Origin of the sequence: Bartonella sp. M0192, from assembly GCF_016102305.1 — a bacterium.
GTDB lineage: Bacteria > Pseudomonadota > Alphaproteobacteria > Rhizobiales > Rhizobiaceae > Bartonella > Bartonella apihabitans.
This window is the reverse complement of the sequence record NZ_JACFOU010000001.1, coordinates 372355-395766: the sequence shown is the minus strand read 5'-3', so window position 1 is coordinate 395766 and position 23412 is coordinate 372355. Positions and strand designations below refer to the sequence as shown.

The 23412-nt window shown below is 45.2% G+C and carries 22 protein-coding genes; 11 read left to right on the top strand and 11 right to left on the bottom strand.

What is annotated here, in order from left to right; all coding sequences use genetic code 11:
• The first annotated feature begins 104 nt into the window (after positions 1 to 104).
• From hisB to H3S82_RS01780, 8 genes are read left to right on the top strand one after another with little or no spacing between them, the layout of a single operon-like run.
• The gene (gene hisB, locus H3S82_RS01815) at positions 105 to 701 is read left to right on the top strand and encodes an imidazoleglycerol-phosphate dehydratase HisB (protein WP_077969792.1); all 597 of its coding nucleotides are present in this window, start codon (positions 105 to 107) and stop codon (positions 699 to 701) included.
• 4 nt (positions 702 to 705) lie between these two features.
• Positions 706 to 1356, top strand: coding sequence for an imidazole glycerol phosphate synthase subunit HisH (gene hisH / locus H3S82_RS01810; RefSeq protein ID WP_198232469.1), 651 nt, complete (start codon positions 706 to 708; stop codon positions 1354 to 1356).
• Positions 1353 to 2111 carry a 1-(5-phosphoribosyl)-5-[(5-phosphoribosylamino)methylideneamino]imidazole-4-carboxamide isomerase gene (gene hisA / locus H3S82_RS01805; RefSeq protein ID WP_078040281.1) on the top strand — a complete coding sequence of 253 codons (759 nt, stop codon included), beginning with the start codon at positions 1353 to 1355 and terminating at the stop codon, positions 2109 to 2111. Before hisH ends, hisA begins: the two co-directional genes overlap by 4 nt.
• Positions 2108 to 2902, top strand: coding sequence for an imidazole glycerol phosphate synthase subunit HisF (gene hisF, locus H3S82_RS01800; protein WP_077969785.1), 795 nt, complete (start codon positions 2108 to 2110; stop codon positions 2900 to 2902). The genes hisA and hisF overlap by 4 nt, the downstream gene beginning before the upstream one ends.
• Complete coding sequence (locus H3S82_RS01795; protein WP_077969783.1) at positions 2899 to 3222, top strand: phosphoribosyl-ATP diphosphatase; 324 nt, start codon at positions 2899 to 2901, stop codon at positions 3220 to 3222. Before hisF ends, H3S82_RS01795 begins: the two co-directional genes overlap by 4 nt.
• Complete coding sequence (gene coaA, locus H3S82_RS01790) at positions 3215 to 4210, top strand: type I pantothenate kinase (RefSeq protein ID WP_077969781.1); 996 nt, start codon at positions 3215 to 3217, stop codon at positions 4208 to 4210. The genes H3S82_RS01795 and coaA overlap by 8 nt, the downstream gene beginning before the upstream one ends.
• A gap of 7 nt (positions 4211 to 4217) precedes the next feature.
• Positions 4218 to 5609, top strand: coding sequence for a M17 family metallopeptidase (locus H3S82_RS01785; protein WP_246785224.1), 1392 nt, complete (start codon positions 4218 to 4220; stop codon positions 5607 to 5609).
• Entirely contained in the window at positions 5609 to 6460 is an 852-nt protein-coding gene (locus H3S82_RS01780; RefSeq protein WP_198232467.1) for an NlpC/P60 family protein, read from the top strand. The genes H3S82_RS01785 and H3S82_RS01780 overlap by 1 nt, the downstream gene beginning before the upstream one ends.
• Before the next feature lie 192 nt (positions 6461 to 6652).
• Here the strand turns inward: H3S82_RS01780 and H3S82_RS01775 are convergent, their stop codons facing one another.
• On the bottom strand, positions 6653 to 7666 hold the full coding sequence (locus tag H3S82_RS01775; RefSeq protein ID WP_198232465.1) for a zinc-binding alcohol dehydrogenase family protein: 1014 nt from the start codon (positions 7664 to 7666) through the stop codon (positions 6653 to 6655).
• 196 nt (positions 7667 to 7862) lie between these two features.
• On the bottom strand, positions 7863 to 9686 hold the full coding sequence (locus tag H3S82_RS01770; protein ID WP_198232463.1) for an ABC transporter ATP-binding protein: 1824 nt from the start codon (positions 9684 to 9686) through the stop codon (positions 7863 to 7865).
• Between the two features lie 300 nt (positions 9687 to 9986).
• Between H3S82_RS01770 and H3S82_RS01765 the strand changes: the two genes are divergently transcribed.
• Positions 9987 to 11678, top strand: a complete 1692-nt coding sequence (locus H3S82_RS01765) for a rhamnan synthesis F family protein (RefSeq protein WP_198225496.1) — start codon at positions 9987 to 9989, stop codon at positions 11676 to 11678.
• A 140-nt stretch (positions 11679 to 11818) separates the two neighbouring features.
• On the opposite strand, the gene H3S82_RS01760 is transcribed toward H3S82_RS01765, so the two are convergent.
• The 3 genes from H3S82_RS01760 to infC all read right to left on the bottom strand — a co-directional run bounded on the left by H3S82_RS01760 (position 11819) and on the right by infC (position 15100).
• On the bottom strand, positions 11819 to 12784 hold the full coding sequence (locus H3S82_RS01760) for a hypothetical protein (RefSeq protein ID WP_198232461.1): 966 nt from the start codon (positions 12782 to 12784) through the stop codon (positions 11819 to 11821).
• A gap of 111 nt (positions 12785 to 12895) precedes the next feature.
• The gene (locus tag H3S82_RS01755; RefSeq protein WP_198232459.1) at positions 12896 to 14347 is read right to left on the bottom strand and encodes an amino acid permease; all 1452 of its coding nucleotides are present in this window, start codon (positions 14345 to 14347) and stop codon (positions 12896 to 12898) included.
• A 216-nt stretch (positions 14348 to 14563) separates the two neighbouring features.
• The gene (infC, locus tag H3S82_RS01750) at positions 14564 to 15100 is read right to left on the bottom strand and encodes a translation initiation factor IF-3 (RefSeq protein WP_198232524.1); all 537 of its coding nucleotides are present in this window, start codon (positions 15098 to 15100) and stop codon (positions 14564 to 14566) included.
• A 322-nt stretch (positions 15101 to 15422) separates the two neighbouring features.
• Here infC and H3S82_RS01745 point away from each other — a divergent pair, with 322 nt between their 5' ends.
• Together H3S82_RS01745 and H3S82_RS01740 are read left to right on the top strand one after the other, a co-directional pair.
• Complete coding sequence (locus tag H3S82_RS01745; protein ID WP_198232457.1) at positions 15423 to 16196, top strand: carboxylesterase; 774 nt, start codon at positions 15423 to 15425, stop codon at positions 16194 to 16196.
• 329 nt (positions 16197 to 16525) lie between these two features.
• Positions 16526 to 17212 (top strand): M48 family metallopeptidase, encoded by a 687-nt coding sequence (locus H3S82_RS01740; RefSeq protein ID WP_225867937.1) that lies wholly within the window; start codon positions 16526 to 16528, stop codon positions 17210 to 17212.
• A gap of 174 nt (positions 17213 to 17386) precedes the next feature.
• Here the strand turns inward: H3S82_RS01740 and tenA are convergent, their stop codons facing one another.
• From tenA to H3S82_RS01710, 6 genes are all read right to left on the bottom strand, one after another.
• A complete protein-coding gene (gene tenA / locus H3S82_RS01735) occupies positions 17387 to 18067 on the bottom strand; it encodes a thiaminase II (protein WP_198232456.1) in 681 nt (226 codons plus the stop codon).
• On the bottom strand, positions 18067 to 18429 hold the full coding sequence (locus H3S82_RS01730; protein WP_198232454.1) for an MliC family protein: 363 nt from the start codon (positions 18427 to 18429) through the stop codon (positions 18067 to 18069). Before H3S82_RS01730 ends, tenA begins: the two co-directional genes overlap by 1 nt.
• 175 nt (positions 18430 to 18604) lie before the next feature.
• Positions 18605 to 19315, bottom strand: coding sequence for a L,D-transpeptidase (locus H3S82_RS01725; protein WP_077969753.1), 711 nt, complete (start codon positions 19313 to 19315; stop codon positions 18605 to 18607).
• Between the two features lie 142 nt (positions 19316 to 19457).
• Complete coding sequence (locus tag H3S82_RS01720) at positions 19458 to 20630, bottom strand: M20 aminoacylase family protein (protein ID WP_246785223.1); 1173 nt, start codon at positions 20628 to 20630, stop codon at positions 19458 to 19460.
• 367 nt (positions 20631 to 20997) lie between these two features.
• Positions 20998 to 22161: a M20 aminoacylase family protein gene (locus H3S82_RS01715; RefSeq protein WP_198232451.1), complete on the bottom strand. Its 1164-nt coding sequence runs from the start codon at positions 22159 to 22161 to the stop codon at positions 20998 to 21000.
• A gap of 49 nt (positions 22162 to 22210) precedes the next feature.
• Positions 22211 to 23395, bottom strand: coding sequence for a M20 aminoacylase family protein (locus H3S82_RS01710; RefSeq protein WP_198232450.1), 1185 nt, complete (start codon positions 23393 to 23395; stop codon positions 22211 to 22213).
• Between the last annotated feature and the right edge of the window lie 17 nt (positions 23396 to 23412).

The window sequence follows — 23412 nt, the reverse complement described above, 5'->3', positions numbered from 1 at the left end:
AAAGCTTATAAATAACACTGCTTCGTTAAGCCTTGTGCTCATCGTCAGGCTTTGAAAATGACAACAAGTGGAGCTTCTTTCAAGCTTCTTGGAACGGGAACAAAATGACGCGCTCAGCAACGATAAAACGCAAAACCAACGAGACAGATATTTCGGTTTCGGTCAACCTAGACGGAACAGGAACATTCGAGATTGATACCGGTGTAGGATTTTTCAATCATATGTTGGAACAACTTTCCCGCCATTCATTGATTGATATGAAAATCAAGGCTGTCGGTGACACCTATATTGACGATCATCACACGGTTGAAGACTGCGGAATTGCGTTGGGTGAAGCTATCAAACAGGCTTTGGGCGAGCGGCGCGGCATTCGCCGTTATGCTTCGCTTGATCTTGCTATGGATGAAACCTGCACGAGAGCGGCCATTGATGTATCGGGGCGCCCGTTTCTTATTTTCAAGGTTGAATTTCCGACACAAAAAATCGGCTCTTTCGATACCGAATTGGTCAGAGAGTTTTTTCAAGCCTTTTCCCAGCACGCCGGAATTACGCTTCATATCGTCAATCATTACGGTTTGAATAGTCACCATATTGCCGAGACCGCATTCAAATCGGTAGCCCGCGTTTTACGTGCTGCAATTGAGGAAGACCCGCGCCAGAAAAACGCTGTGCCCTCGACCAAAGGCACTTTGAAAGGCTGATAAAATGCAAGTCGCAATTATCGACTACGGCTCCGGCAATTTACGCTCGGCCACAAAAGCTTTCGAGCGCGCAAGCCATGACCATGGCATAAATGCAAATATTGTCCTCACCAATCGGGCAGAAGATGTTATGAAAGCCGACCGCGTGGTTTTGCCAGGCGTCGGTGCCTATGCCGATTGTCGGGCGGGACTTGATGCCGTTCAGGGAATGGTTGAAGCTTTGAATGAAAGGGTGCTCAAAGGCGGCTATCCCTTTATGGGGATTTGCGTTGGCATGCAGCTCATGGCGTCCCGTGGAATGGAAAAAACAGTCACCAACGGACTTAACTGGATTAAGGGTGATGTCACTTTGATAAAGCCTCAAGACGCTGCTTTGAAAGTGCCCCAGATCGGCTGGAACACGCTCGAATTGAAACGGAGCCATCCGCTATTTTCCGGCATCCTCACCGGTGAACAGGGGCTTCATGCCTATTTTGTCCATTCCTACCAACTTGATTGCCAAAATCCTGATGAATTATTGGCAGTCACCGATTATGGCGGGCCGGTCACAGCAGCAGTTATCCGCGACAATATGTTCGGGACGCAGTTTCATCCGGAAAAAAGCCAGCGTCTCGGCCTTCAACTCATTGCCAATTTTCTGGAATGGAAACCATGATTCTTTACCCTGCAATCGATCTCAAAGACGGGTTTTGCGTTCGTTTAAAACTCGGCGATATGAATAAGGCAACAGTTTATAGTGCCGATCCTGCCGCACAAGCCCACCACTTCCAGTCGGAAGGTTTCAAATGGCTTCACGTTGTTGATCTCAATGGCGCATTTGAAGGTGTTACAGTCAATGGTTCGGCCGTTGATGCAATATTGCGCGCAACAACCAATCCCGTCCAGCTTGGCGGCGGTATCAGAACCCTTGCCCATATCGAAAACTGGCTGAAAAAGGGTCTCGCCCGCGTAATTCTCGGCACTGTTGCCGTTAGAAATCCGCAACTGGTTCGTGAAGCTTGCAAACTTTTTCCGGGAAAGATTGCCGTCGGTATTGATGCTCGCGGTGGCAAAGTTGCCGTTGAAGGATGGGCTGAAGAGTCCGAACTTTCCGCCCTTGAACTGGCAAAGCGTTTTGAAGGTGCGGGCGTTGCCGCCATTATCTATACCGATATTGATCGCGATGGAATCCTCACCGGTATTAACTGGAATTCGACCCTTGATCTTGCCCGCTCTGTTTCAATACCGGTTATTGCTTCCGGTGGTCTTGCTTCAATGGAGGATATCAAACGGCTTTGTTCGCCCGATGCTGCCATATTGAACGGTGCAATTTCGGGACGCGCTCTTTATGACGGGCATATTGATGCAAAAGAAGCATTGGCATTGATTGACGAGGCAAATAAAAAAGCCGGAAAGAGCGGGCAATCATGACACTCAAAGCGCGTATTATTCCTTGTCTTGATGTCAAAGACGGCCGTGTGGTCAAAGGGGTCAACTTTGTTGATCTTATTGATGCGGGTGATCCGGTTGAAGCCGCAAAAGCCTATGATAGCGCCGGCGCCGATGAATTGTGTTTTCTCGATATTACCGCAAGTAGCGACAATCGCGAAACATTATTCGATGTTGTTGCCCGCACAGCCGACCAATGTTTCATGCCTGTCACTGTTGGCGGAGGTGTGCGCACTGTAAACGACATTCGCAAACTTCTGCTTGCCGGTGCCGACAAGGTGTCGATAAACACCGCCGCTGTCAAAAACCCCGATTTTGTAGCTGAAGCTGCCGATAAATTCGGCAACCAATGTATTGTGGTTGCCATTGATGCCAAAGAGGTGGCAGGCGATGGTAAAAACCGGCATTGGGAAATTTTTACCCACGGTGGCAGAAACCCGACCGGCATTGATGCAATCGAATTTGCCCGTCTTGTTGAAAAAAAAGGTGCCGGTGAAATTCTGCTCACCTCTATGGATCGTGACGGGACAAAAGAAGGCTATGACATTGCTTTGACCCGCACCCTTGCCGACGCGGTGGACGTTCCCGTGATTGCTTCGGGCGGGGTCGGAACACTCGACCATCTTGTGGCCGGTATCCGTGACGGACATGCAACAGCCGTGCTTGCCGCGTCGATTTTCCATTTCGGAACCTATAGCATTGGTGAAGCAAAACACTATATGGCAAAAGCCGGCATTCCGGTACGCATGGATGAATTTGGAGAAGGTGAATGACTGATTTTAGCTTGCATAGCCTTGAAGATATTATTGCAAAACGTGCAATGGTTGACGATGGCAGTTCCTATACGGCAAGCCTCGTACAAAAGGGAATGGGGCGTGCGGCCAAAAAAATGGGGGAGGAAGCTGTTGAAACTGTTATCGCTGCACTTAATGAAGACGACAAACATTTCATCAGCGAGAGTGCCGATCTCATCTATCATTTGCTGGTTATGTGGCATATTCGCGGAATAAAGCTTGATGACGTGGTTAAAGAATTGGCAAGACGCACCGCTCAATCAGGACTAGAGGAAAAGGCATCCCGCAAGAATGGTTGACGCGCTAAAGCCCACCAATCAGACCGCCGATCTCGGTGATTTTGTTTTCGGCCGTTATTCGCCCTATAGCATTTTCACGGCCTATGAATGGTCTGTCTTTCGTGCGGATACTCCATTGACCCTGACCTTCGACGAGGTCAAACGGTTACGCTCTATTGGTGATCCGATTGATCTTCACGAAGTGCAACGCATTTATCTTTCTCTATCCCGTCTGCTTTCGACCCATGTCGAAGCAATCCAGATGCTTTTTCAAAAACGCAAACGTTTCTTGCGCACGCAAAACACCGCAAAAACACCGTTCATTATCGGAATTGCGGGTTCGGTTGCCGTTGGCAAATCAACCACCGCCCGCATTTTGCAAGAACTCCTTAAACGCTGGCCCTCCAGCCCCAAGGTGGACCTGATAACAACAGACGGTTTTCTCTATCCCAATGCTGTCCTGAAAGCTGAAAACAGAATGGATAGAAAAGGCTTTCCCGATTCTTATGATGTCGGCAAACTTTTACGTTTCCTTTCTGCTATCAAGGCAGGTATGGGCGATGTTGTAGCACCCCTTTATTCCCATCAGGCCTATGATGTTTTGCCAAATGAGCAAATTGTTGTCGACCGGCCGGATATTCTGATTGTTGAGGGTATCAACGTGCTTCAGGTCAGGGATTTACCGCGTGATGGAAAAGCCGTGCCATTCGTTTCCGACTTTTTCGATTTTTCTATCTATATCGATGCAAAAACCGAAATTATCTATCATTGGTATATGGAGCGGTTCCGCCGTTTCCGCCTCACAGCATTCCAGAATCCCGATTCGTATTTTCATCGTTATTCAAAAATGACAGAAAAAGAAGCTATGGATGTCGCGGAAAATCTGTGGAACACAATCAATTTGAAAAATCTTGAAGAAAATATTTTGCCAACAAGACCACGCGCCGATCTCATTTTGCGAAAGGGCAGCGATCATCTGGTGGAATATGTCGCACTTAGAAAATTATAGGTGAAATATGTCACGAATTTTGGCCCCGATAACGCCTTGTCCGATTGAATTTATGACCGAACGATCGGGGCAAAGCCACCCGATCATTCTGGTCGGCGAAAATGATCAATCTTTTTTTTCCGAAGACACTGTTGCAGCCACGTGGGCAAAAGCCAACCACTTCACTGGAAAATGCGGTGACATATTGATCGTTCCTGATAATGACGGAACGGTTTCCAAAGTCTATTTGGGCTTCGGCGACGGGAATGATGTTTTTGCTATCGGAAATCTGTTTAAACAATTGCCCGAAGGTGACTGGCATTTTGAACATTTACCGGAAAATGCCCTCAACCTCTTTTTGGGACTTGCTCTGGGAAGCTATAAATTCGCGCGTTATCTTGAAATAACCGGAAACAAGAAAATCAGAATTACCCTTCCTGCCGATATTGATAAAACTGAACTGAAACGTCTTATTGAAACAACATTTTTCGTTCGCGATCTCATCAATACGCCGACCAATGACATGCAGCCCGACACAATCGAGGAGGCTATACGTGAATTGGGAAGAACTTACAGCGCGACTGTTACCAGTATCTGGGGTGATGATCTTCTCAAACAGAATTTTCCGATGGTTCATGCAGTCGGCCGCGCCGGCTCGGTAGCCCCGCGCGTTATTGATCTTCGTTGGGGAGACGTGAACCACCCTAAAGTGACATTGGTGGGAAAAGGCGTTGCTTTCGATAGCGGCGGGCTTGATATAAAATCCGCAAACGGCATGTTGCTGATGAAAAAAGATATGGGGGGAGCTGCCAATGTTATGGGGCTTGCCAAACTCATCATGGATGCAAAACTTCCGATCCGGTTGCGACTTATTGTTCCTGCAGTCGAAAACTCGATTTCGGGAAATGCTTTTCGCCCCGGAGATGTTTTAAAAAGCAGAAAAGGATTGACTGTCGAAATCGGCAATACCGATGCTGAAGGGCGGCTTATTCTGGCTGATGCACTTGCCTATGGTGACGAGGAAAAACCGGACTATCTTTTCGACATGGCGACCTTGACCGGTGCAGCACGTGTCGCATTGGGACCGGATGTTCCGCCCTTTTATTGTAACAACAATGAATTGGGCCAAATAATCTCCCGTATATCGCTGGAAATTCAGGATCCGTTATGGCAATTGCCACTTTGGAAACCTTACCAGAAAAAACTTTCCTCCCGCATCGCCGATCTCAATAATGTAACGACAGACGGATTTGCCGGCTCTATTACGGCTGCCTTGTTTTTACAAAAATTCGTCGATCAGGCGGTAAACTGGGCGCATTTTGATATTTATGGCTGGACACCGACCGAGAAACCGGCCTTCCCGGTTGGTGGTGAAGCGCAAGGGATTCGCGCTCTTTATACAATTCTGAAAGGCCTTTGATGGATAAACTTGATCCCCGTCTTCATGCCTATCGCCCTGATCTTGCAGACGAAGCTTTGCGTGGGCAGGTAGAAGCGTCCCGATTTGTGCGCGGCTCTTTGAAGCGCATTGTAGCGCCTGTTGCTGCTCTTTACAAAATTCCGGACACGCTCTCTGAACGGCAAAGCGAATGTCTCTTCGGCGAAGATGTAAAAGTCTTTGAAGAAAAAAACGGGTTTTGCTGGGTTCAAGCCCAACAAGATGGCTATGTCGGTTACATCGAGCAGTCAAAAATCGGTTCTATTGGTAATCACCCCACCCATCGGGTGAACGTGCCGCGCACCTTTCAATATCGTGACGCGGACTTGCGCAGCCCCATGATAAGCCCTTTATCCATGGGAAGTCGCATCAGCGTGGTTTCAGAGGCCGAAACACGCGACACACATTATGCGAGGCTTGATAATGGAAGCTTTGTTGTTTTCAACCATATTACGCCTGTCAGCACGGTGGAAGATGATTATGTGACGATAGCCGAGTCTTTCATTCACACGCCCTATCTTTGGGGTGGCAAAAGTGGTTTGGGAATTGATTGCTCGGGCCTTGTTCAACTTGCACTGATGATGACGGGGCGTACAGTTTTGCGCGATACCGATATGCAGCAAGCGACAATCGGGAAAGATATTGCACCTGAAAATGGTCTCCAACGCGGTGATCTCGTCTTCTGGAAAGGGCATGTAGCCATTATGGTTGATTCCGGAACACTTATTCATGCCAATGGTGCGTCAATGGATGTGAGAAAAGAAAATCTTGATCACGCTATCGAACGTATTGCAAAGAACCATTCAACACCAACCGGTTATCGCCGGCTATAATGCAGGATTTTCTGAAACTTCATCAAAGGCTCTACTTTTCTGGAATAACCGCTTTTGCCGGAATAACCACTTCTTGTAAAACGTTTCCATCATCATTCTTATTTTATCCGATAAAACAGAAATAACAGGCTTCAATAACAATCATTAATGCCATTGAAGCCCGAAATATTCTGTGAGCTTTTCCGAATAGAATCAGAATCCCTCGACAACGAGCTTGCCAACCGACCGCTGCGTTTCGATCAAACGATGCGCTTCACGTAAAGTGGCTGCATTGATTGGTGAAAGAACTTTTGACAGTGTAGGCAAAATTTTCTTTTCGTCGATTAAACGCGCAACATGAGAGAGTATTTCTCCCTGGCGCGCTATATCGTCTGTTACGAACATAGAACGGGTAAACATGGATTCCCAATGAACCGACACGCTTTTCATCTTTAGCGGGTTAATATCAAATGTTTTCGGTCCATCAATCAGACCAAGTCGCCCTTCGGGTGCAATAATATCGACAAATTGCGGCAAGTAACCATCAGAATTTGCTGTCGAGAAAATGAAAGACGGATGAGGAAAACCGATCTTCTCAAGCTGTGGGGCAAAATCTTTTGTATGATCAATGACGTGATGAGCACCCATTTTCAAGGCCCATTCCTGCGATTGCGGACGCGATGCTGTTGCAATGATTTCCACATCGGAGAGGTGGCGCGCCAATTGAATGGCAATCGAACCGACGCCGCCTGCCCCGGCGATCATCAATAGAGCATTTTTCCCTTCATGAACCGGCTTCAAAATATCAATACGATCAAACAACATTTCGTAAGCGGTGAGCGAGGTAAGCGGCATAGCAGCGGCTGTCTTGAAATCCAGACTTTTCGGCTTTAGCGCTACCAGACGGCTATCTATCGCTTGAAATTCACTGTTTGAGCCTTGCCGGTTGATAGCACCGGCGTAAAAAACTTCATCTCCCTCGTGAAAACCGGTAACATTTTTACCGAGTTTTTGCACGATGCCGGAAGCATCAAAGCCCAAAATTCTCGGCCCATCGGAAAAAGCTTTGCCGGTTTGACGTGTTTTCACGTCAATCGGATTGACCGAAACAGCCTTCACGGCAACCAACAGGTCATAATCACCGATTTTTGGCACATCAACAGTTAAATCCTGCAAGGAGCGATCGTCATTGATTGGCAAATTCTCGAAATATCCGACGGCTTTCATAATGGTTTTCCTTTGGTAAGAAACATATAAAACATCTATAAAATGGCATGGATGAGGGGGCAATTGCCTCCTCATCCACCAATTTAGAGTATTTTTGAAAGAAAGCCAATTGAACCGGACAAATCTGTGATCGCATTATTTTGCGTCTGCCAGAGAAGCCCATGCAAAGTGGAACCGGAATTACAAAGAACCCGAATTATTTGGCAATTTTTTTCTGATTTTTCGACGAGGTTTCTACATGATCAATATCGTCAAAATCAGGATCCTTGAATTGTAAATCATGGAGATGCTTATAAAGGCCACCTTCAATCTGCAACAATTGATGTTGGGTTCCTTGTTCGACAATCTTGCCATTTTTCATAACGACAATTTTATCAGCACGCGAAATTGTCGAAAGCCTGTGGGCAATAACAATAGTTGTACGGTTGGTTGTCAACCGTGCCAAAGCTTCCTTGATCAGGGATTCGGATTCTGAATCAAGAGCACTGGTTGCTTCATCCAGAATCAGAATTTCGCTATTGCGCAACATGGCGCGTGCAATGGCAATACGTTGTTTTTGACCACCCGAAAGATTGCCACCATTATCACCGACATCGGTATCGTAGCCATTCGGCAAATCCATAATAAAGTCATGCGCATTGGCAAGCTTGGCGACCTGTTCGATCTCTTCTTCGGTTGCCCCTTCACGCCCGAGCCCGATATTATAGCGGACAGAGCCTTGAAAGAGGAACGTATCTTGCCCGACATAAGACATCAATTCGCGCAACGATTTGAAGCTTACATCACGGATATCTTGTCCATCAATAAGAATACGTCCTTCTTGTGGATCGTAAAGGCGCATGATCAGATTGATCATTGTCGATTTACCTGATCCGGAAGGTCCGACCAAGGCCGTCATTTTTCCTGCCGGAATATCGAGATTGATATCATGCAGAACCATGTGGTCCTTCACATAGGAAAAGCCGACATGTTCAAGCCGGACATCACCCTTCGAGCGGTCAAGATCAACAGGATTTTCCTTTTCCATAAGGGTGAGCGGATGATCAAGAATTTCGAACATCATACGAACACCGATCATGCCTGATTCAATTTTGACACGCACATTGGCAACTCGTTTTGCTGGTTCATAGGCCAGAAGAAGCGCGACAATAAATGACATCAGCTCGCCTTGAACGCCAACTCTTTGGGTTGCCATGTAACCGGAAAAACAAATAACCACGGCTATAGCAACACCGGCAAGCGTTTCCATAATCGGATTAGTTGCCGATTCAAGCATCGCTATACCATTCGAGCGCATTTCCACATCGGTAATAGCCTTGTCCATGCGCCGCTTCATCAACTCTTCCAATGAAAAGGCCTTAATGACGCGAATGCCGATTGTGGTTTCCTGCATAACTTTAATAATTTCGGCAATAGAGGAAAGTTCTTTTTCCATCAGTCCCCGAACGCGTTTCAGAACCTGACGAACGCCGATAAAAGCAAGAGGGCCGACTGCCAGAGCAACAATGCTCAGCAGAAAATTCTGATAAAGCATAACCGCAAGAAGACTGATAACCGAAAAAAGATCACGCACAAATGTGGTTACGATCGTATCGATAATGCTGCGAGCGGCATTCGCATTTTGCGTGACACGCACAAGCAAATCGGAGGAAGAATTATTCTGATAAAAAGCAACGCCCTGCTGCATCAATCGTGAATAAATACGGCGCTGTTGTTCTGCAACAATACTGTTTCCTGCTTTACTTAAAAAATAGGTCTGGGCAAAAGTGGAAAAACCCTTCAGAATAAAAATTCCCGCAACCGCTGCAGAAACCAATGCAATGATTTTAAAGTCCTTGGCTTCTATGATGTGATTAACCACATCACGCATAATCCACGCGCTTGCACCGGTTGTCGCCGAGATAACCAGCATGGATATGATGGCACAAATATACCAGAATGCATGTTTGCGAAAATTATCATGTAGCAAACGCATAATGAGTTTTTTATCAAATGATGATATCTGCTTTTTTTTGGCCATAAACAGCTTAACCTTTAAAAACCACTGCTTTTAGTGAAGGATAACTCTCAACCTCACCAACAATCACTCCCGTTCCTACCCTCTTCAATGGGGGGATGCAAGAAGCCCGTCTACTTTGTAATACGATTTGAGAGCAATTATGCAGTATAAATGTTATTATCTCATTGATAATATGGCGTTTAGGAAAATATGATATCCCAAAAGCGTACAGACGGGAAACAGGCGCTCGAATTAGCCGCCAAACGTCCATGGAAAGGCGAATTTTCGTAAATAATTCTTTCAACTATCGGAAATAATGGAATGGGCTTTTTAAACAAAGGAAAACTAAACACTTTTTTCTGGAAAACTTTCGGTTTCTTTGTTGCAAAGGCAAAAAGACACGTCGGTTATGCGCCTTTTAACAAAAGGCTCCCTTCTGTTGCCATTATTTATGACCCTTCACATGACCCGAATTTCCACCTTTCCGATTATCTCGGCTATTTGACAGATAATTTTAATATTATTCTTTTTCTACCGGAAAGTTATCGATCTTCTCCGGAAATAAACATCGAAAAATGCTGGCGGGTTTATTATTTCGGTCCCCGTGAACTTCAAAACCCTATCAAATTTTATTTTTCCTGGTTTTTGCTATCTGCCCACCCCATTCGTTTTGTCCTGATTAACGCCAATGTCGGCCGGTTTCTGATGCATTACCTATGGCAAAAACATATTGCCAGCCTATTGCTTATTGGAGAAAATCATCCGCTTGAAGGAAAGACTTTAAACAGAGTCATCGCTTATGCCACAAGGGTCATTTATGATCGTTATGAAACATTTATGAAAACCCTTACAAACGCTTTGTGGGCCTTTCCTGACAGTGTCGATTATCTTGTTCCTCCAGATAGCAAAAATGCCGAAGAGTTGCAAAACTACATTTCCAGGATCACTAACATTGGTTATAAAGCTCAAAAACAACTTATTCAGGAAAACAAGGATGCTGGGTTTTTAAGCCATTCCCCTGAATTTGATATTCCTTATTGGAGCGGAAAAAATAAACCTAGGTTCAACCGCTTCCGTTACGCCCGCCATTACATTCGTAACTATAAAAGCGGAGCAAGTGCAGCACGCCCGAGAGCCGGTTTTCACCCCGGCATTTACGCCGAAAATCACGATCTTGGCGAGGAACGCGTCGATCCTTTTGTTCATTACCTAAAATCTGACAAACCCGATGGAAAATGGAACTGGAATGTACTGACTTCTCCTGACATTGTTTCCTCGCCCGATATTGGATTGAAAATCGCGCTCCATATCCACGCTTATTACCCACATATGTTAGAGGCAATACTTGAAAAATTGAGGGCAAATAAAATACGTCCCGACCTGTTTATTAGTGTTAAAAACGAAAGCGATAAATTATCTGTTCAACTTCTTGTCGACAAATATGAAGGGAAAACCGTTATAGAAGTGGTTCCCAATCGCGGACGGGATATTGGACCATTGTTCACCGAATTCGGAAAAGAGCTTGTTCAGCACTATGAGATTATCGGTCATATACACACGAAACAAAGTCTTCACGAAACCGACCGGAAGATGGTTGCGAATTGGAACACCTTTCTTATGACCAATCTTTTGGGCGATGGCAAAACGATTAAGATGGCAGATGTGATTTTGCATTATATGCAAACGCATGAAAAAACAGCGCTGATTTTCCCTGATGATAAATATGCGGTCGGTTGGGCAGGTAATTATCAAGCAGGCCTTGAGCTCGCCAAACGCCTGAAAATAGAAACATTGCCAAAATATATAGTATTTCCCACAGGGACGATGTTCTGGGCCAAGGCAGACGTGCTCAAACCGTTTGTCAATCTCGACTTGCAGTGGAACGACTATCCTCAAGAGCCCTTGGCGCTTGATGGAACTTTCTTACATGCGATCGAACGCATGTTTACTTTGACATGCTATCAAAAGGGCTATGACATCGTGACCACCTATTTGCCCCATAAGACACGATAAGCTCTTTGAATTTCCACTCTATCTTGAAAAACGGGTAAAAATTCATCGGAACTGTTTTTGATGAATGTTATAGCAGCTCCGATTGTTTTATGGACAGAAAACCCGAACAGATTTTTATTTATCTATTTTGTTCGACATTTCTATTTTTGTACGTCATTGCGTAATTTGATGCTTTCAGCTGTTTTTTCAATTTCTGTGTTATATGCTGCCAATGTACCTTTTTCTCCGGTGGCATGCATAAAAATAGGACGCCCATCATTTCCAATGGCTGCGTAAATAACGAGATCAACAGGATCACCCTTCATAAGAGCGGTTGCCTGAAGCTTCAGCCCCGAGTGGCCGGCAAATTTTGTCGTTGATGTTTTGCGATCTTCAACATTATCCACTGTACCTTTGATCGATTGGAGATAGTTATCTACGACTTTATCAAGTGGCGCCCCTTTGGTATTTTCGAGCCCCTTGGTCACGATAATATCAGGACGCTCGGCGTCTTCCTTAATATAGGCCGGAATCGTCAACATTGCGGAGCTGTTCATAATAGATCCGACAAACTCGAACGGAGGTTGAGCACCAAAAGTGAAAGGAAGTGCACTTAGCTGATCGGATTCATCATTATGACTGGCAAGTGAAACCGACCCAAAAATCGTCATGGCATCATTATTGGAGAATTTTGCTTTCTCCGGTGCCTGAACAGTAATGATATAGGAAGCATTGGGCGCAAATAACATGGACGACCATTTGTCAAAAATACCATTGGCTGCCGTCTGTTTGCCCTGATAAATTTTCAATGCATAACCATCGCGCGATTTTTTGTCTGACTGCGAAACAATATCATAATGCTGGGCTGCCATAGCAGGCTTGAACTTGCTCTCGTCACTGAAAAGCTGTTTTATATGATCACTGGCCGGAGGCATTGTCGCCACAACAATCGCAGCACCGGTTTTTTTATCAATAAATCCGCTAAAATCGGTCGTTAAAGTAAAACTATCAGGTACACTAATATAAACTGCTGTGCCGGGAACTTTCTGGTAAACTGCTGCACGAGCCCCCATTGGAGCCGAGCATAAAGCAATAATAAGGGAAATGAGTTTCATCGACTTAAACACTGAACTAACCTCCGGTATCATAAACTCGCAAAACATACCAAACTACTTCAACATTATTATTATAATACCTGCAACGCTTTGTAGGTAGGGATTGTTCATCATAACTTGCCATCAAGACTGCTTGCTCACGGTAATGTGATCCGCCAGCTTGCTCTTGCGGTACCCGTAACAAAAATAGAATACGATGCCAATAAGGTTCCATAATAGAAAATAATATTGGGTTTTTGACGGCAGGCTGAAGAACAGGTAGATGCAACCGATGGCACTTAACGGTCCGACAATAAAGACCAGAGGTGTTTTGAATTTTCTTGGAACGTCGGGTGCTGTTTTGCGTAAAACAATGAGACATATGCCAACAGAAGTAAAGGCAACCAATGTACCTGCATTGGCGAGAGCTGCTATTTCATCAAGCCGGAAAAGTCCGGCAATAGCAGCAATGATCACGGCAGTGAAAAGTGTTGTCGCAACAGGTGTACCTGTTTTTGCGTTCACGTGGGAAAGAAAAGAAGGAAGGGTTCCATCCCGCCCCATGACAAAGAATATACGGGTTTGACCGTAAAAAAAGGCCAATAAAACAGTGGGTAGAGCAACGACCGCTGCTATACCGATGAGACCTGCAATATGATTGGAACCGAGACTACGCAAAATATGGGCAAGAGGTTCCTCGCTATGAGCAAATTCCGTGTAATGCAAGGAGCCGACAGCACCGAGGCCAACCAGAACATAAATAATGATACAGGCAATCAATGAACCGACAATACCGATTGAAAGATCGCGCCGCGGCTCTTTGGTTTCTTCGGCGGCCGTCGCGATTGTATCAAAACCATAAAAAGCGAAGAAAATAATAGCCGCGGCTGCCATGACACCGCGCTCCACACCATCCGGAGACATAACTTTTGAAAATCCGTTCGGCATGAATGGATGCAGATTTTCTAGATCAAAATGGGGAAGTGTAACAATAATAAATAAAACCAGCGCAGTTATTTTGATAACCACCAGAAAAAGATTCAATGTTGCGCTCGCTTTGGTGCCGATCATCAACATCGCAGCGATAACAAAGACGATGAAAACTGCAGGAAGATTGACAAGACCGTGAACACTCGTGGCAGGATCAATCGCATTATAACCGGCAGTCAGCCAGAATGGCAGATGAATGCCGATGCCGTGCAAAAATCCGGTTGCATAAGCCGACCAGCCGACTGCAACGGTGCTGACCACCAGAGAATATTCGAGAATGAGACTCCAACCAACGATCCAGGCTATAAGCTCGCCCAATGCCGCATAAGAATATGTGTAGGCGCCTCCCGCGAGCGGAATAAGAGTCGCAAGTTCCGCATAAGCAAAAGCAGCACAAGCACAAACTATTCCGGCGATAACAAATGCAAAAAGTACAGCCGGTCCAGCCCTGTCAGCTCCGATACCAATCAGTGTATAAATGCCTGTGCCGACAATTCCACCCACACCCAAAGCGACAAGATGGGGCCACCCCAATGTAGGGACGAGTTTCCTTTCCCGTTGAACATTTTGTTGAAGAACGGGTTTCCGTCTGAGCCATCCCGACATTTTACATTCCTTACTCTTCCGCCTGGTAAGGTTTTTTAAATTTAAAAAAAAGCCTTAACCGAACGGCACAAATTCAAACTTTCCGTATTTTAAGTCTTACAAGACTAAATACGTGACACGATGCGCCCAGTATTTCATGTATTGTTTTGCGATTGCAACCAGAAGTTAACAAAAAAGCACCGTTTATAACGGTGCTTTTTAAAATGATCTTAAGTGTTATTTTGGAGCGACCACCATCATCATCTGTCGGCCTTCCAGTTTTGGTTCAGCCTCGACTTTCGCGATAGATGAAGTATCTATCTTTACCCGTTCTAGAAGCTGCATACCCAACTCCTGATGGGCCATCTCGCGACCACGGAATCGAAGGGTTATTTTGACCTTGTCACCGCCCTCAAGAAATTTGCTGATCGCCTTCATTTTGACCCCGTAATCATGGGTATCAATATTTGGCCGCATCTTGATCTCTTTAATTTCCACGGTCTTCTGCTTTTTGCGAGCCTCGGATGCTTTTTTCTGATTCTGATATTTCAGCTTACCAAGATCAATTATTTTGCAAACAGGCGGTTCGGCATTTGGAACAATTTCGACAAGATCAAGACCCGCTTCTTCAGCCATAGCCAAAGCATCATGTGTCGGTATTATTCCGTGATTATGCCCCTCATGATCAATAAGCTGTATACGAGGAATGCGAATATCCTGATTGGAACGCGGCCCATCTTTCGGGTTTGGCGTTGTTTTAAACGGTCGGCGAATGGTCGATTCTCCCTATAATAGTTTCAATTATTCAGTTCTGAAATAAATTACCCAATCAAAAACCGGCGTGATGATTTGCGTCATTCAAAAAAACTCGTCAGATGTTTGTTCGAGATCAGGATAAACTTATCTCTTTTTTTCGTCATATACAAATTAACGTGCAAAAACAACCGAATTAACGTGCAAAAACAACCGAAATGCCTAGCTTTTAATGAATATTGGCTTGAAATTGGCATAAAGGGTTTAAGTCACGATTTTCTATGATTAGAATAAGTATGTTGTGATCAAGTTTAAAGATATGAGCTGAATAAGGAGTTTTTTCATGGAAAATGGTGCTCTCGAATTTTTAACTATAGGCCATCAAAAACTCGCTATACGCGCTCTGAAAGGTGACAAACATCCCGGTCTCATGTGGCTACCGGGTTATCGTTCACATATGATGGGTGGTAAAGCCGTCGCATTGAACGAATTTGCCCAAAAAAACAATTATCCATTTTTGCGTTTCGATTATTCAGGGACCGGCGAATCGGAAGGCGATTTCTATCAAGGCAGTATTTCGTTGTGGCTGGAAGAAAGCCTGACACTTTTTGAAAAATTTTGCCGAGGTCCTCAAATTATCGCCGGATCATCAATGGGGGGCTGGATTGCACTCCGCATGGCACAAGAATTGGCCAAGAAAGACATACCGCTTGCCGGTCTGTTACTTCTCGCCCCTGCACCGGATTTCACCCGTGACCTTGTTCGCCCGCAAATGAGCAGCAAACAAAAACGGGAACTGGAGGAACGCGGCTTTTTTGAAGTTCCTTATGAAAACGAGCAGGAACCTGTTCCTTTTACCAAAATTTTTCTTGATGACGGCGATAAAAATCTGGTTATGGAAGGCCTCATCGATATTCATTGTCCCGTTCATATTATTCAGGGAATGGCCGATAATGAGGTGCCTTATCAGCATACGCTCGAACTTGTTGAACATCTGCCTTTCGATAATGTTACTCTAACGCTGATCAAGGACGGCGAACATCATCTTTCTCGCCCTCAAGATATTGCAACGATTATCAATGGGGCGGAAACTCTTATTGCAAACAGCAATCGTTGATCGTTACGCTAATCTCTAGAGAACGAGAGGTGAGGGTCGGATTTGTATTTTCTCGAAATTTCGTTGCCGTCGGATAAAATCGGAATTAACACTTTGAAAAAATATAACTATCCGACGGGGCTATCGTGCAAAATAACGAATTAAAACCGGATAATAGTTCGGGAATTCATCTCAAAAGCTGATTTTATCATGTTTTTCCGTTTATCTTCGCCATCTCTTCAAAAACGATTTTTATTACCTAAATAACCGACATGTTTTTTGCGTCAAACAGCTCTGACAAATCCCTCCTTAAAAAGTTGCAACTGACACTTCAATTGTCGGATCGTTCTTTGCCGCTTACAATTGTGCGAAGTGCACGGGCAAGCCGGTTGACATTACGGATAGAAACAGGTGGCAAAGGTGTTCGCGTGACCGTACCACCAACAACAGCGGAAACCGAAGTAACAAATTTTATCGAGCGCTATAGGGGGTGGATAGAAAGCCGGATTTCGCGTTTTCCTCCTCCGCAGGATACCCCGATGTTGAAACCCGGTGCCGCGATTCCTATTCTCGGTCACCCTTATCGCATTATTCATCAAGAAGGACGTGGTAACGTCACTATTATACCGGATGATGATGGTAAAGGCGGAAAAATCATTGTTTATGGCGATAGCCGCTATCTTCCAAGACACATTCGCGAAGCCTTAAAAAAACAGGCTGCGCTGATTATTGCCCCTCTTGTTAAAAAACACTGTGCCGTGGTCGGCAGAACGCCCGTTTCAATCCGCTATAAAGATACCAAAAGCCGATGGGGATCCTGTTCGGCCGACGGCCATTTGTCGTTTTCCTGGCGAATTGTCATGGCTCCAATTGGAGTGATCGATTATCTTGTTGCACATGAGACCGCCCATCTTATCGAAATGAATCACAGTTCGAAATTCTGGTCTTTATGTGAAAAACTGTGCCCGCGCACAAAAGAGTACAGAGCATGGTTGAAACGGAATGGCCAAACTCTTCATGCTATTGACTTCGAATAATGGTGTTTTGGATAATCGAACCTTCGCTCATTCACTTGATTTTAGCAAAATGATCGCCTGATATTCGATTATTTTAAACAATAATGACAGACTTTATAACAAGCCAGAAATGCCGCAAAAGGCTTGTTATTTTAGCAAGAGTCTATCCTGTTTTCTCTAAACGCAGAAAAGCAATTAGCGGGCTTCCAGTCCCATCTTCCAGAATTCTGTTTCAAGCCGGGTAGCCGTGTTAAAAATTTTACTCAAGTGCTTGAAATGCACTTCATCATGACTTTGTTCGGCCAGTTTATTGAAGCTATCAAGAAATGTTTTCACGCCTTTAACGTAATCATCACTTTGGTAATTTTTGATCCATTGTGAATAGGGATTTCCTTCAAACACAGTGTCTGGTGATTCGATAAGGCGCAGACCGATTTCTGCATAGCCCGCAACACATGGAATCAAGGCTGTCATCAAGTCGAGCCGGTCACCTGAATATCCAACGTCCAGAACAAAACGGGTATAGGCAATGGTTTCGATAGCTTCTTCTGCCCCGCTCATTTCCTGTTCCGAAATTCCCCACATTTTTGCATAGGCTACATGAAGCGGCATTTCTGCTGCAATATCATTTAGGCCGTCAAGCGCTTCCCGAATATCTTCGATATTCGTTGATTTTGCCGCAAGAAGTGCATAAGCACGGGAAAAATGAACGAGGAACAGATAATCCTGCGTCAAAAACTTTTTGAAACATTTTTCTTTCAATGTTCCAGCGGCCAATTGATTGACAAAAGAATGTTCAACATAAGCTTGCCACAAACCACCGGCATTTTTTCGCAAATGTCCAAAAGTGCCTTTGTCGAAATCGGGCTTTTCCATCAATCCTCCGCTATATCTGCCTGACAGGCTTGTAAAACGACTTTTTCCGCTTTAGACGGATCGCTATCCTTATAGGTCAGGAATGCATCATTCCCTTTTATATGAAGACGGTAATTATCCTGATCGTCAACAGCGATGAAAAGCTTTTCCGCAGTTTTAACATCCTCACGCAATGCCACCAGTTTTCCGTCGACAGATATGACTGCATAAGAACCATCTTTGGCCTTTATAAAAACTGCCTGCAATGCCACGCCCCGTTCACAGATATAGGTTTGGTTATGCACTGAAGGCTCTTCGGCATTGGCCGCAAAGCCATGAAGAGCAGCAAAAGCAAGCGTTGCAAGGAAAGTCTTTTTCAACATTTTTCAAGGCCTTTACCAAAAGACAAAAAATTTTTTGGAACTTTATATTCAACCACCCGTTAAGTGAGCACCAGGACAAAACCTGGTACCCCTAGGTGCCCGATGGAGTTGCCCCCGCTTGTCTAATCGGGCACCCCTTTCTTCTCATTATACGCCTCCTCCCATATAATGAGGACTAACCTACTACGATCGGTGTTCCAACCGGAACCCGATTGTAGAGGTCGATAATATCCTGATTCATCAATCTGATACAACCGGATGACATTGATTGGCCGATGGACCACCATTCCGGTGAACCATGGATACGATATCCTGTATCGCGACCGTTTTGATAGATATAAAGCGCGCGTGCACCAAGCGGATTGGTGGGGCCGGGCTCCATGCCGTTCTTATATTCAACAAGTTCAGGTTTTCTTCCGATCATTTCTGCCGGTGGTGTCCAACGGGGCCATTCGCGTTTGAATTGAACATTGGCTCGCCCCGACCACTGGAAACCGGCTGCACCAATACCTACGCCATAGCGTAATGCATCACCATCAGGCTGGATGAAATAAAGAAAATGGTCTTTGAGGCTAACAACAATTGTTCCCGGAGCTTCGCCTGTCGGGTTGGGTACGATCTGGCGTAAAAATTGTTTTGGCACTTTGTCGTAAGGAATTGCTGCAAGCGTGTATGGTCCTTCATGGACGGCCGCATACATTTTATCAGGCGAGGTAAAACCTTTATCAATGCCGATGAGCGGGCGCGGGATCGAACCGGTTGTCATATTATTGTAACCGCTTCCCAAAATGCCGTCACTCGTGCAACCGCTCAATAACCCGACAAACGTTGTTCCACTTCCGATTAAAAAACTGCGGCGGGTAAAAGAGAGGCGTGATTTTTTCATAAAGCACCTGAACTCGTGTTCAAACAATTGCAACCAATTTTGGTTCGAAACGAATTCGGCTTATCAATCCGTTTCCGATTCTTGCCATTATTGAATGCATGCTATTTGTTATGAATGATGCCTAATGATGGTTTCCGAATGGTTAATTCCGGTTGTTTAAACTTGCCTCGACCAAGGCACACCAGAAAACCGCGCCGTCGATAATATTTTGATCATTAAAATTATAATGGGGACTATGAAGGCTTGCACTGTCGCCATTGCCGAGGAAAAAAAACGCACCCGGACGAGCTTCCAGCATAAATGCAAAATCCTCGGTTACAGTGGTTGGTATCTCGGTCTCGACGACTCTGTCCGCTCCCAAAACACGTTTAGCAACATCAAGAGCAAAATCACTATGCTCGGGGTGATTGACCACCGCAGGAACAAGCCTCTCATAATTCACCGATGCGGTTGCACCGAAACTTTGCGCCTGATCTTCAACGATTTGTTTGATGCGTTCTTCAACAAGATTTTGAACATCTGCAGAAAAGCTACGCACAGTCAGAGAGATCGTTACGCTATCAGGGATGATATTAAAGGCTTCGCCGCCATGAATAGAGCCGGTCGATATAATGGCGGATTGAAGTGGCGGAACATTGCGTGATACAATTGTCTGCAGCGCCATCACGATAGAAGAGGCAACAATAACAGGATCAATTGCAGATTCCGGTCGGGCTCCATGCCCCCCTTTACCGCGAATGACAATTGTTGCCTTATCGACAGAGGCCATCATCGCCTTTTTGGTGAATTGTATATTTCCTTGTGCGAGTCCTGGCCAGTTATGGAGTCCATAGATGGCATCACAAGGAAATCGTTCAAACAATCCGTCATTGATCATTGCTTTTGCGCCGGCACCAACTTCTTCGGCCGGTTGAAAAATAAGATGCACTGTTCCGTCAAAATTTTTCGTGGCCGCCAAAGCACGCGCGGCTGCAAGGAGTGTTGTTGTGTGGCCGTCGTGACCGCAAGCATGCATCACACCTTCATTTTTGCTGGCATATTCCAGATCTGTTTCTTCCCTTATCGGTAAAGCATCCATATCAGCTCTGATGCCAATCGATTTTGGTCCATTGCCATTTTTTAAACTCGCAACAATACCATTGCCACCAATGTGGCGGGTTACTTCATATCCATACTGTTCCAGAAGTGTCGCTATCCGAGCCGAAGTGGCCGTTTCTTTTCCGGATAATTCGGGATTATTATGCATGGCATGCCGGAATTCGGTCATTTCCGGCAAATAGGAGAGGATCAAATTTTTGATTGCTTCTGTTGCCATCTTTCCCGTTTCCATTGTTGATCATGTCAATTATGGATTTCGCAAGAGGTGGTTATCAAGAAATATCCGTCTATTTTTTCTTCGCAAGCAGCTATTTTTTACCTTCTGCGAATTGGCTCGTGTGTGTTGCCTCCAAAGCCCCGGTCAATTGCCAGCGAGCACAAAGTCGCTTCACAAAGTGTGAAAAATCGCCTGTTTCAAAAAAAACGGCAGTCATTTTTTATCGGTGAAACCGACAAGCCGTATCACAATTTTCAAATTTTTTTCGTCGCATTTCGAAAGCCGATGAAATTACTGGAGGTTACCTGCACTGACGATTGCCCACACTGGCGGTTGCCTATGTTTCGATTAAAGAAAAAATCAATTTTCAAGCTCTCGCCAGATATTTTTCAACCAGCGCACCCCACAGGGTTGCACCAACAGCAATACCATCATCGTTGAAATTATAATGCGGCGTATGAAGACCTGTGCTGTCACCATTGCCCATAATGATATAGGCACCCGGTACTTTTTCCAGCATGTAGGAAAAATCCTCACTCGGGGTCAAAGGTTCGGCATTTTCGACGACATTTTTATCGCCAACAACTTGTTTGGCAACTCCTAAAGCAAAGTCGATCGATTCGGCATCATTTACCGTAACAGGATAACCGCGTTCATAATTGATGATGGCCTTTGCTCCATAGCTTTCGGCTTGCGATTTCACCAATTTAGAAATTCTTTCCTGCAAAAGGTCCCGTACTTTTGCCGAAAACGCCCGAATCGTCAGCTCCATCTTGACTTCTTCCGGTATGACATTGGAAACACTGCCACCTTTGAACATACCGACAGTGATAAGTGCAGCCTCGAGCGGTGGGACATTACGGGAAACAATGGTTTGCAAGGCCATAACGATAGATGACGCTGCAACAATCGGATCAATTGTTGTTTCCGGACGTGCACCATGACCGCCTTTGCCGCGAACTGTAATATAAGCGGTGTCAACCGATGCCATCATCGGCCCTTTCGTAAAACGCAATGTTCCTGAAGGAAAGCCCGGCCAATTATGCAATCCATAAATCCGGTCGCACGGAAATCTTTCAAACAATCCGTCATCAATCATTTTCTTGCCACCGCCATAGCTTTCCTCGGCAGGCTGGAAGATAACGCGGACTGTGCCATCAAAATTCTTGGTTTCGGCAAGATAACGGGCGGCAGTCAGAAGAATTGTTGTATGCCCGTCATGCCCGCAAGCATGCATGACCCCTTTATTCTTGCTGGAATAATCGAGATTGGTTTCTTCTTCGATCGGCAAAGCATCCATATCGGCACGTATACCGATTACCTTTTTGCCATTACCGACTTTCAATGTGCCAACAATACCGGTTTTACCGACACCCCGTACAACGTCGAAGCCCCAACTTTTAAGTAGGCTTGCTACTTTGTCGCCGGTTTTATGCTCGTTAAAGCCCAATTCGGGGTTTTGGTGAATTTGGTGGCGGATCGCCACCATTTCATCAATCGTTTTATCAATATGCTCGCGAATATGTTTCATAGATAAAAGTCCTATATCCTACGTTTTTCGGGAATGTAGCTTTTAAAAGTCATTTCAAATATGTTTCAGCCAATGAAACCCAATAACACCCGCCAAGAGGGAGCAATTCATCGTTGAAGTTATAATGGGGACTATGCAAGGGCGCACTGTCACCATTTCCAATGCCAACATAGGATCCTGGTACTTTTTCCAACATAAAGGCAAAGTCTTCACTTCCCGATCGTTTCGGCGTATTATCATCAACATGATCGGACCCGAAAATTTTTGCCGCAACATCAATAGCAAATGCCGTCTCTGTTTTGTGGTTGACCAGCACCGGATATGAACGCTGATAATCAACTTCGGCCGTTGCACCAAAGCTTTCAGCCTGTAACTTTGCGAGTTTTTCGATACGCGATTGCAGCAAATCCCTTACGTCCGGATTAAAGCAACGGACCGTGAGCAACATTTCCGCACTATCGGGAATAACATTTGGAGCAACTCCTGCATGAAAGCTACCAACAGTTACAACAGCCGTTTCAAGCGGTGGCACATTGCGCGAGACAATTGTTTGCAGGCTTGAAATGATCGCCGCACTTGCCGCTATCGGATCAATTGCCTGATCCGGAACAGCACCATGGCCGCCCTTGCCAATCACTTTGATTTTGACAAAGTCGCTTGAAGGCATGAATGCCCCGGTATTCGCGGAAATTTTTCCGGTCGGAAACCCCGGCCAGTTGTGCATACCAAACACGGCATCACACGGGAATTTTTCAAAAAGGCCGTCATCAATCATTGCTTTTGCACCGGCAAAACCTTCTTCTGCCGGCTGGAAAATGAGGTTGAGTGTCCCGTTGAAATTCTTTGTTTCGGCAAAGTAGCGTGCGGCCGTTAACAACATGGTTGTGTGGCCGTCATGCCCACAAGCATGCATTTTGCCTTCATGACAACTCGAATATTCAAGATTTGTCATTTCTGTAATTGGTAAAGCATCAAAATCGGCACGCAAACCAATGGATTTTTTGCCATTGCCTACTTTTAAACGTCCTACAACGCCGGTCTTGCCAAGGCCTATTGTAACTTCATAACCCCATTTTTTCAAAAAGTCGGCAATAATTTTTGCTGTTCTATGCTCTTCATAAGCGGTCTCTGGATGCGCATGCAAATCGTGGCGCACTGCTTCCATTTCCGGCACATAGGCTTTCATGGTTTGAAGAATTTTTTTCGCTTCTGGCGAAAGGTTTTCATTACTCATCGGAATTCCCCAATTTT

What these genes read in the sequence shown, in the direction of transcription:
- H3S82_RS01795 (WP_077969783.1), top strand. Translation starts at nt 2,899, where the DNA reads ATGACTGATTTTAGCTTGCATAGCCTTGAAGATATTATTGCAAAACGT.
- H3S82_RS01710 (WP_198232450.1), bottom strand. Translation starts at nt 23,395, where the DNA reads ATGAGTAATGAAAACCTTTCGCCAGAAGCGAAAAAAATTCTTCAAACC.
- H3S82_RS01780 (WP_198232467.1), top strand. Translation starts at nt 5,609, where the DNA reads ATGGATAAACTTGATCCCCGTCTTCATGCCTATCGCCCTGATCTTGCA.
- H3S82_RS01715 (WP_198232451.1), bottom strand. Translation starts at nt 22,161, where the DNA reads ATGAAACATATTCGCGAGCATATTGATAAAACGATTGATGAAATGGTG.
- coaA (WP_077969781.1), top strand. Translation starts at nt 3,215, where the DNA reads ATGGTTGACGCGCTAAAGCCCACCAATCAGACCGCCGATCTCGGTGAT.
- H3S82_RS01720 (WP_246785223.1), bottom strand. Translation starts at nt 20,630, where the DNA reads ATGGCAACAGAAGCAATCAAAAATTTGATCCTCTCCTATTTGCCGGAA.
- H3S82_RS01755 (WP_198232459.1), bottom strand. Translation starts at nt 14,347, where the DNA reads ATGTCGGGATGGCTCAGACGGAAACCCGTTCTTCAACAAAATGTTCAA.
- H3S82_RS01725 (WP_077969753.1), bottom strand. Translation starts at nt 19,315, where the DNA reads ATGAAAAAATCACGCCTCTCTTTTACCCGCCGCAGTTTTTTAATCGGA.
- hisF (WP_077969785.1), top strand. Translation starts at nt 2,108, where the DNA reads ATGACACTCAAAGCGCGTATTATTCCTTGTCTTGATGTCAAAGACGGC.
- H3S82_RS01765 (WP_198225496.1), top strand. Translation starts at nt 9,987, where the DNA reads ATGGGCTTTTTAAACAAAGGAAAACTAAACACTTTTTTCTGGAAAACT.
- hisA (WP_078040281.1), top strand. Translation starts at nt 1,353, where the DNA reads ATGATTCTTTACCCTGCAATCGATCTCAAAGACGGGTTTTGCGTTCGT.
- H3S82_RS01770 (WP_198232463.1), bottom strand. Translation starts at nt 9,686, where the DNA reads ATGGCCAAAAAAAAGCAGATATCATCATTTGATAAAAAACTCATTATG.
- hisB (WP_077969792.1), top strand. Translation starts at nt 105, where the DNA reads ATGACGCGCTCAGCAACGATAAAACGCAAAACCAACGAGACAGATATT.
- H3S82_RS01730 (WP_198232454.1), bottom strand. Translation starts at nt 18,429, where the DNA reads ATGTTGAAAAAGACTTTCCTTGCAACGCTTGCTTTTGCTGCTCTTCAT.
- H3S82_RS01775 (WP_198232465.1), bottom strand. Translation starts at nt 7,666, where the DNA reads ATGAAAGCCGTCGGATATTTCGAGAATTTGCCAATCAATGACGATCGC.
- H3S82_RS01745 (WP_198232457.1), top strand. Translation starts at nt 15,423, where the DNA reads ATGGAAAATGGTGCTCTCGAATTTTTAACTATAGGCCATCAAAAACTC.
- hisH (WP_198232469.1), top strand. Translation starts at nt 706, where the DNA reads ATGCAAGTCGCAATTATCGACTACGGCTCCGGCAATTTACGCTCGGCC.
- H3S82_RS01785 (WP_246785224.1), top strand. Translation starts at nt 4,218, where the DNA reads ATGTCACGAATTTTGGCCCCGATAACGCCTTGTCCGATTGAATTTATG.
- tenA (WP_198232456.1), bottom strand. Translation starts at nt 18,067, where the DNA reads ATGGAAAAGCCCGATTTCGACAAAGGCACTTTTGGACATTTGCGAAAA.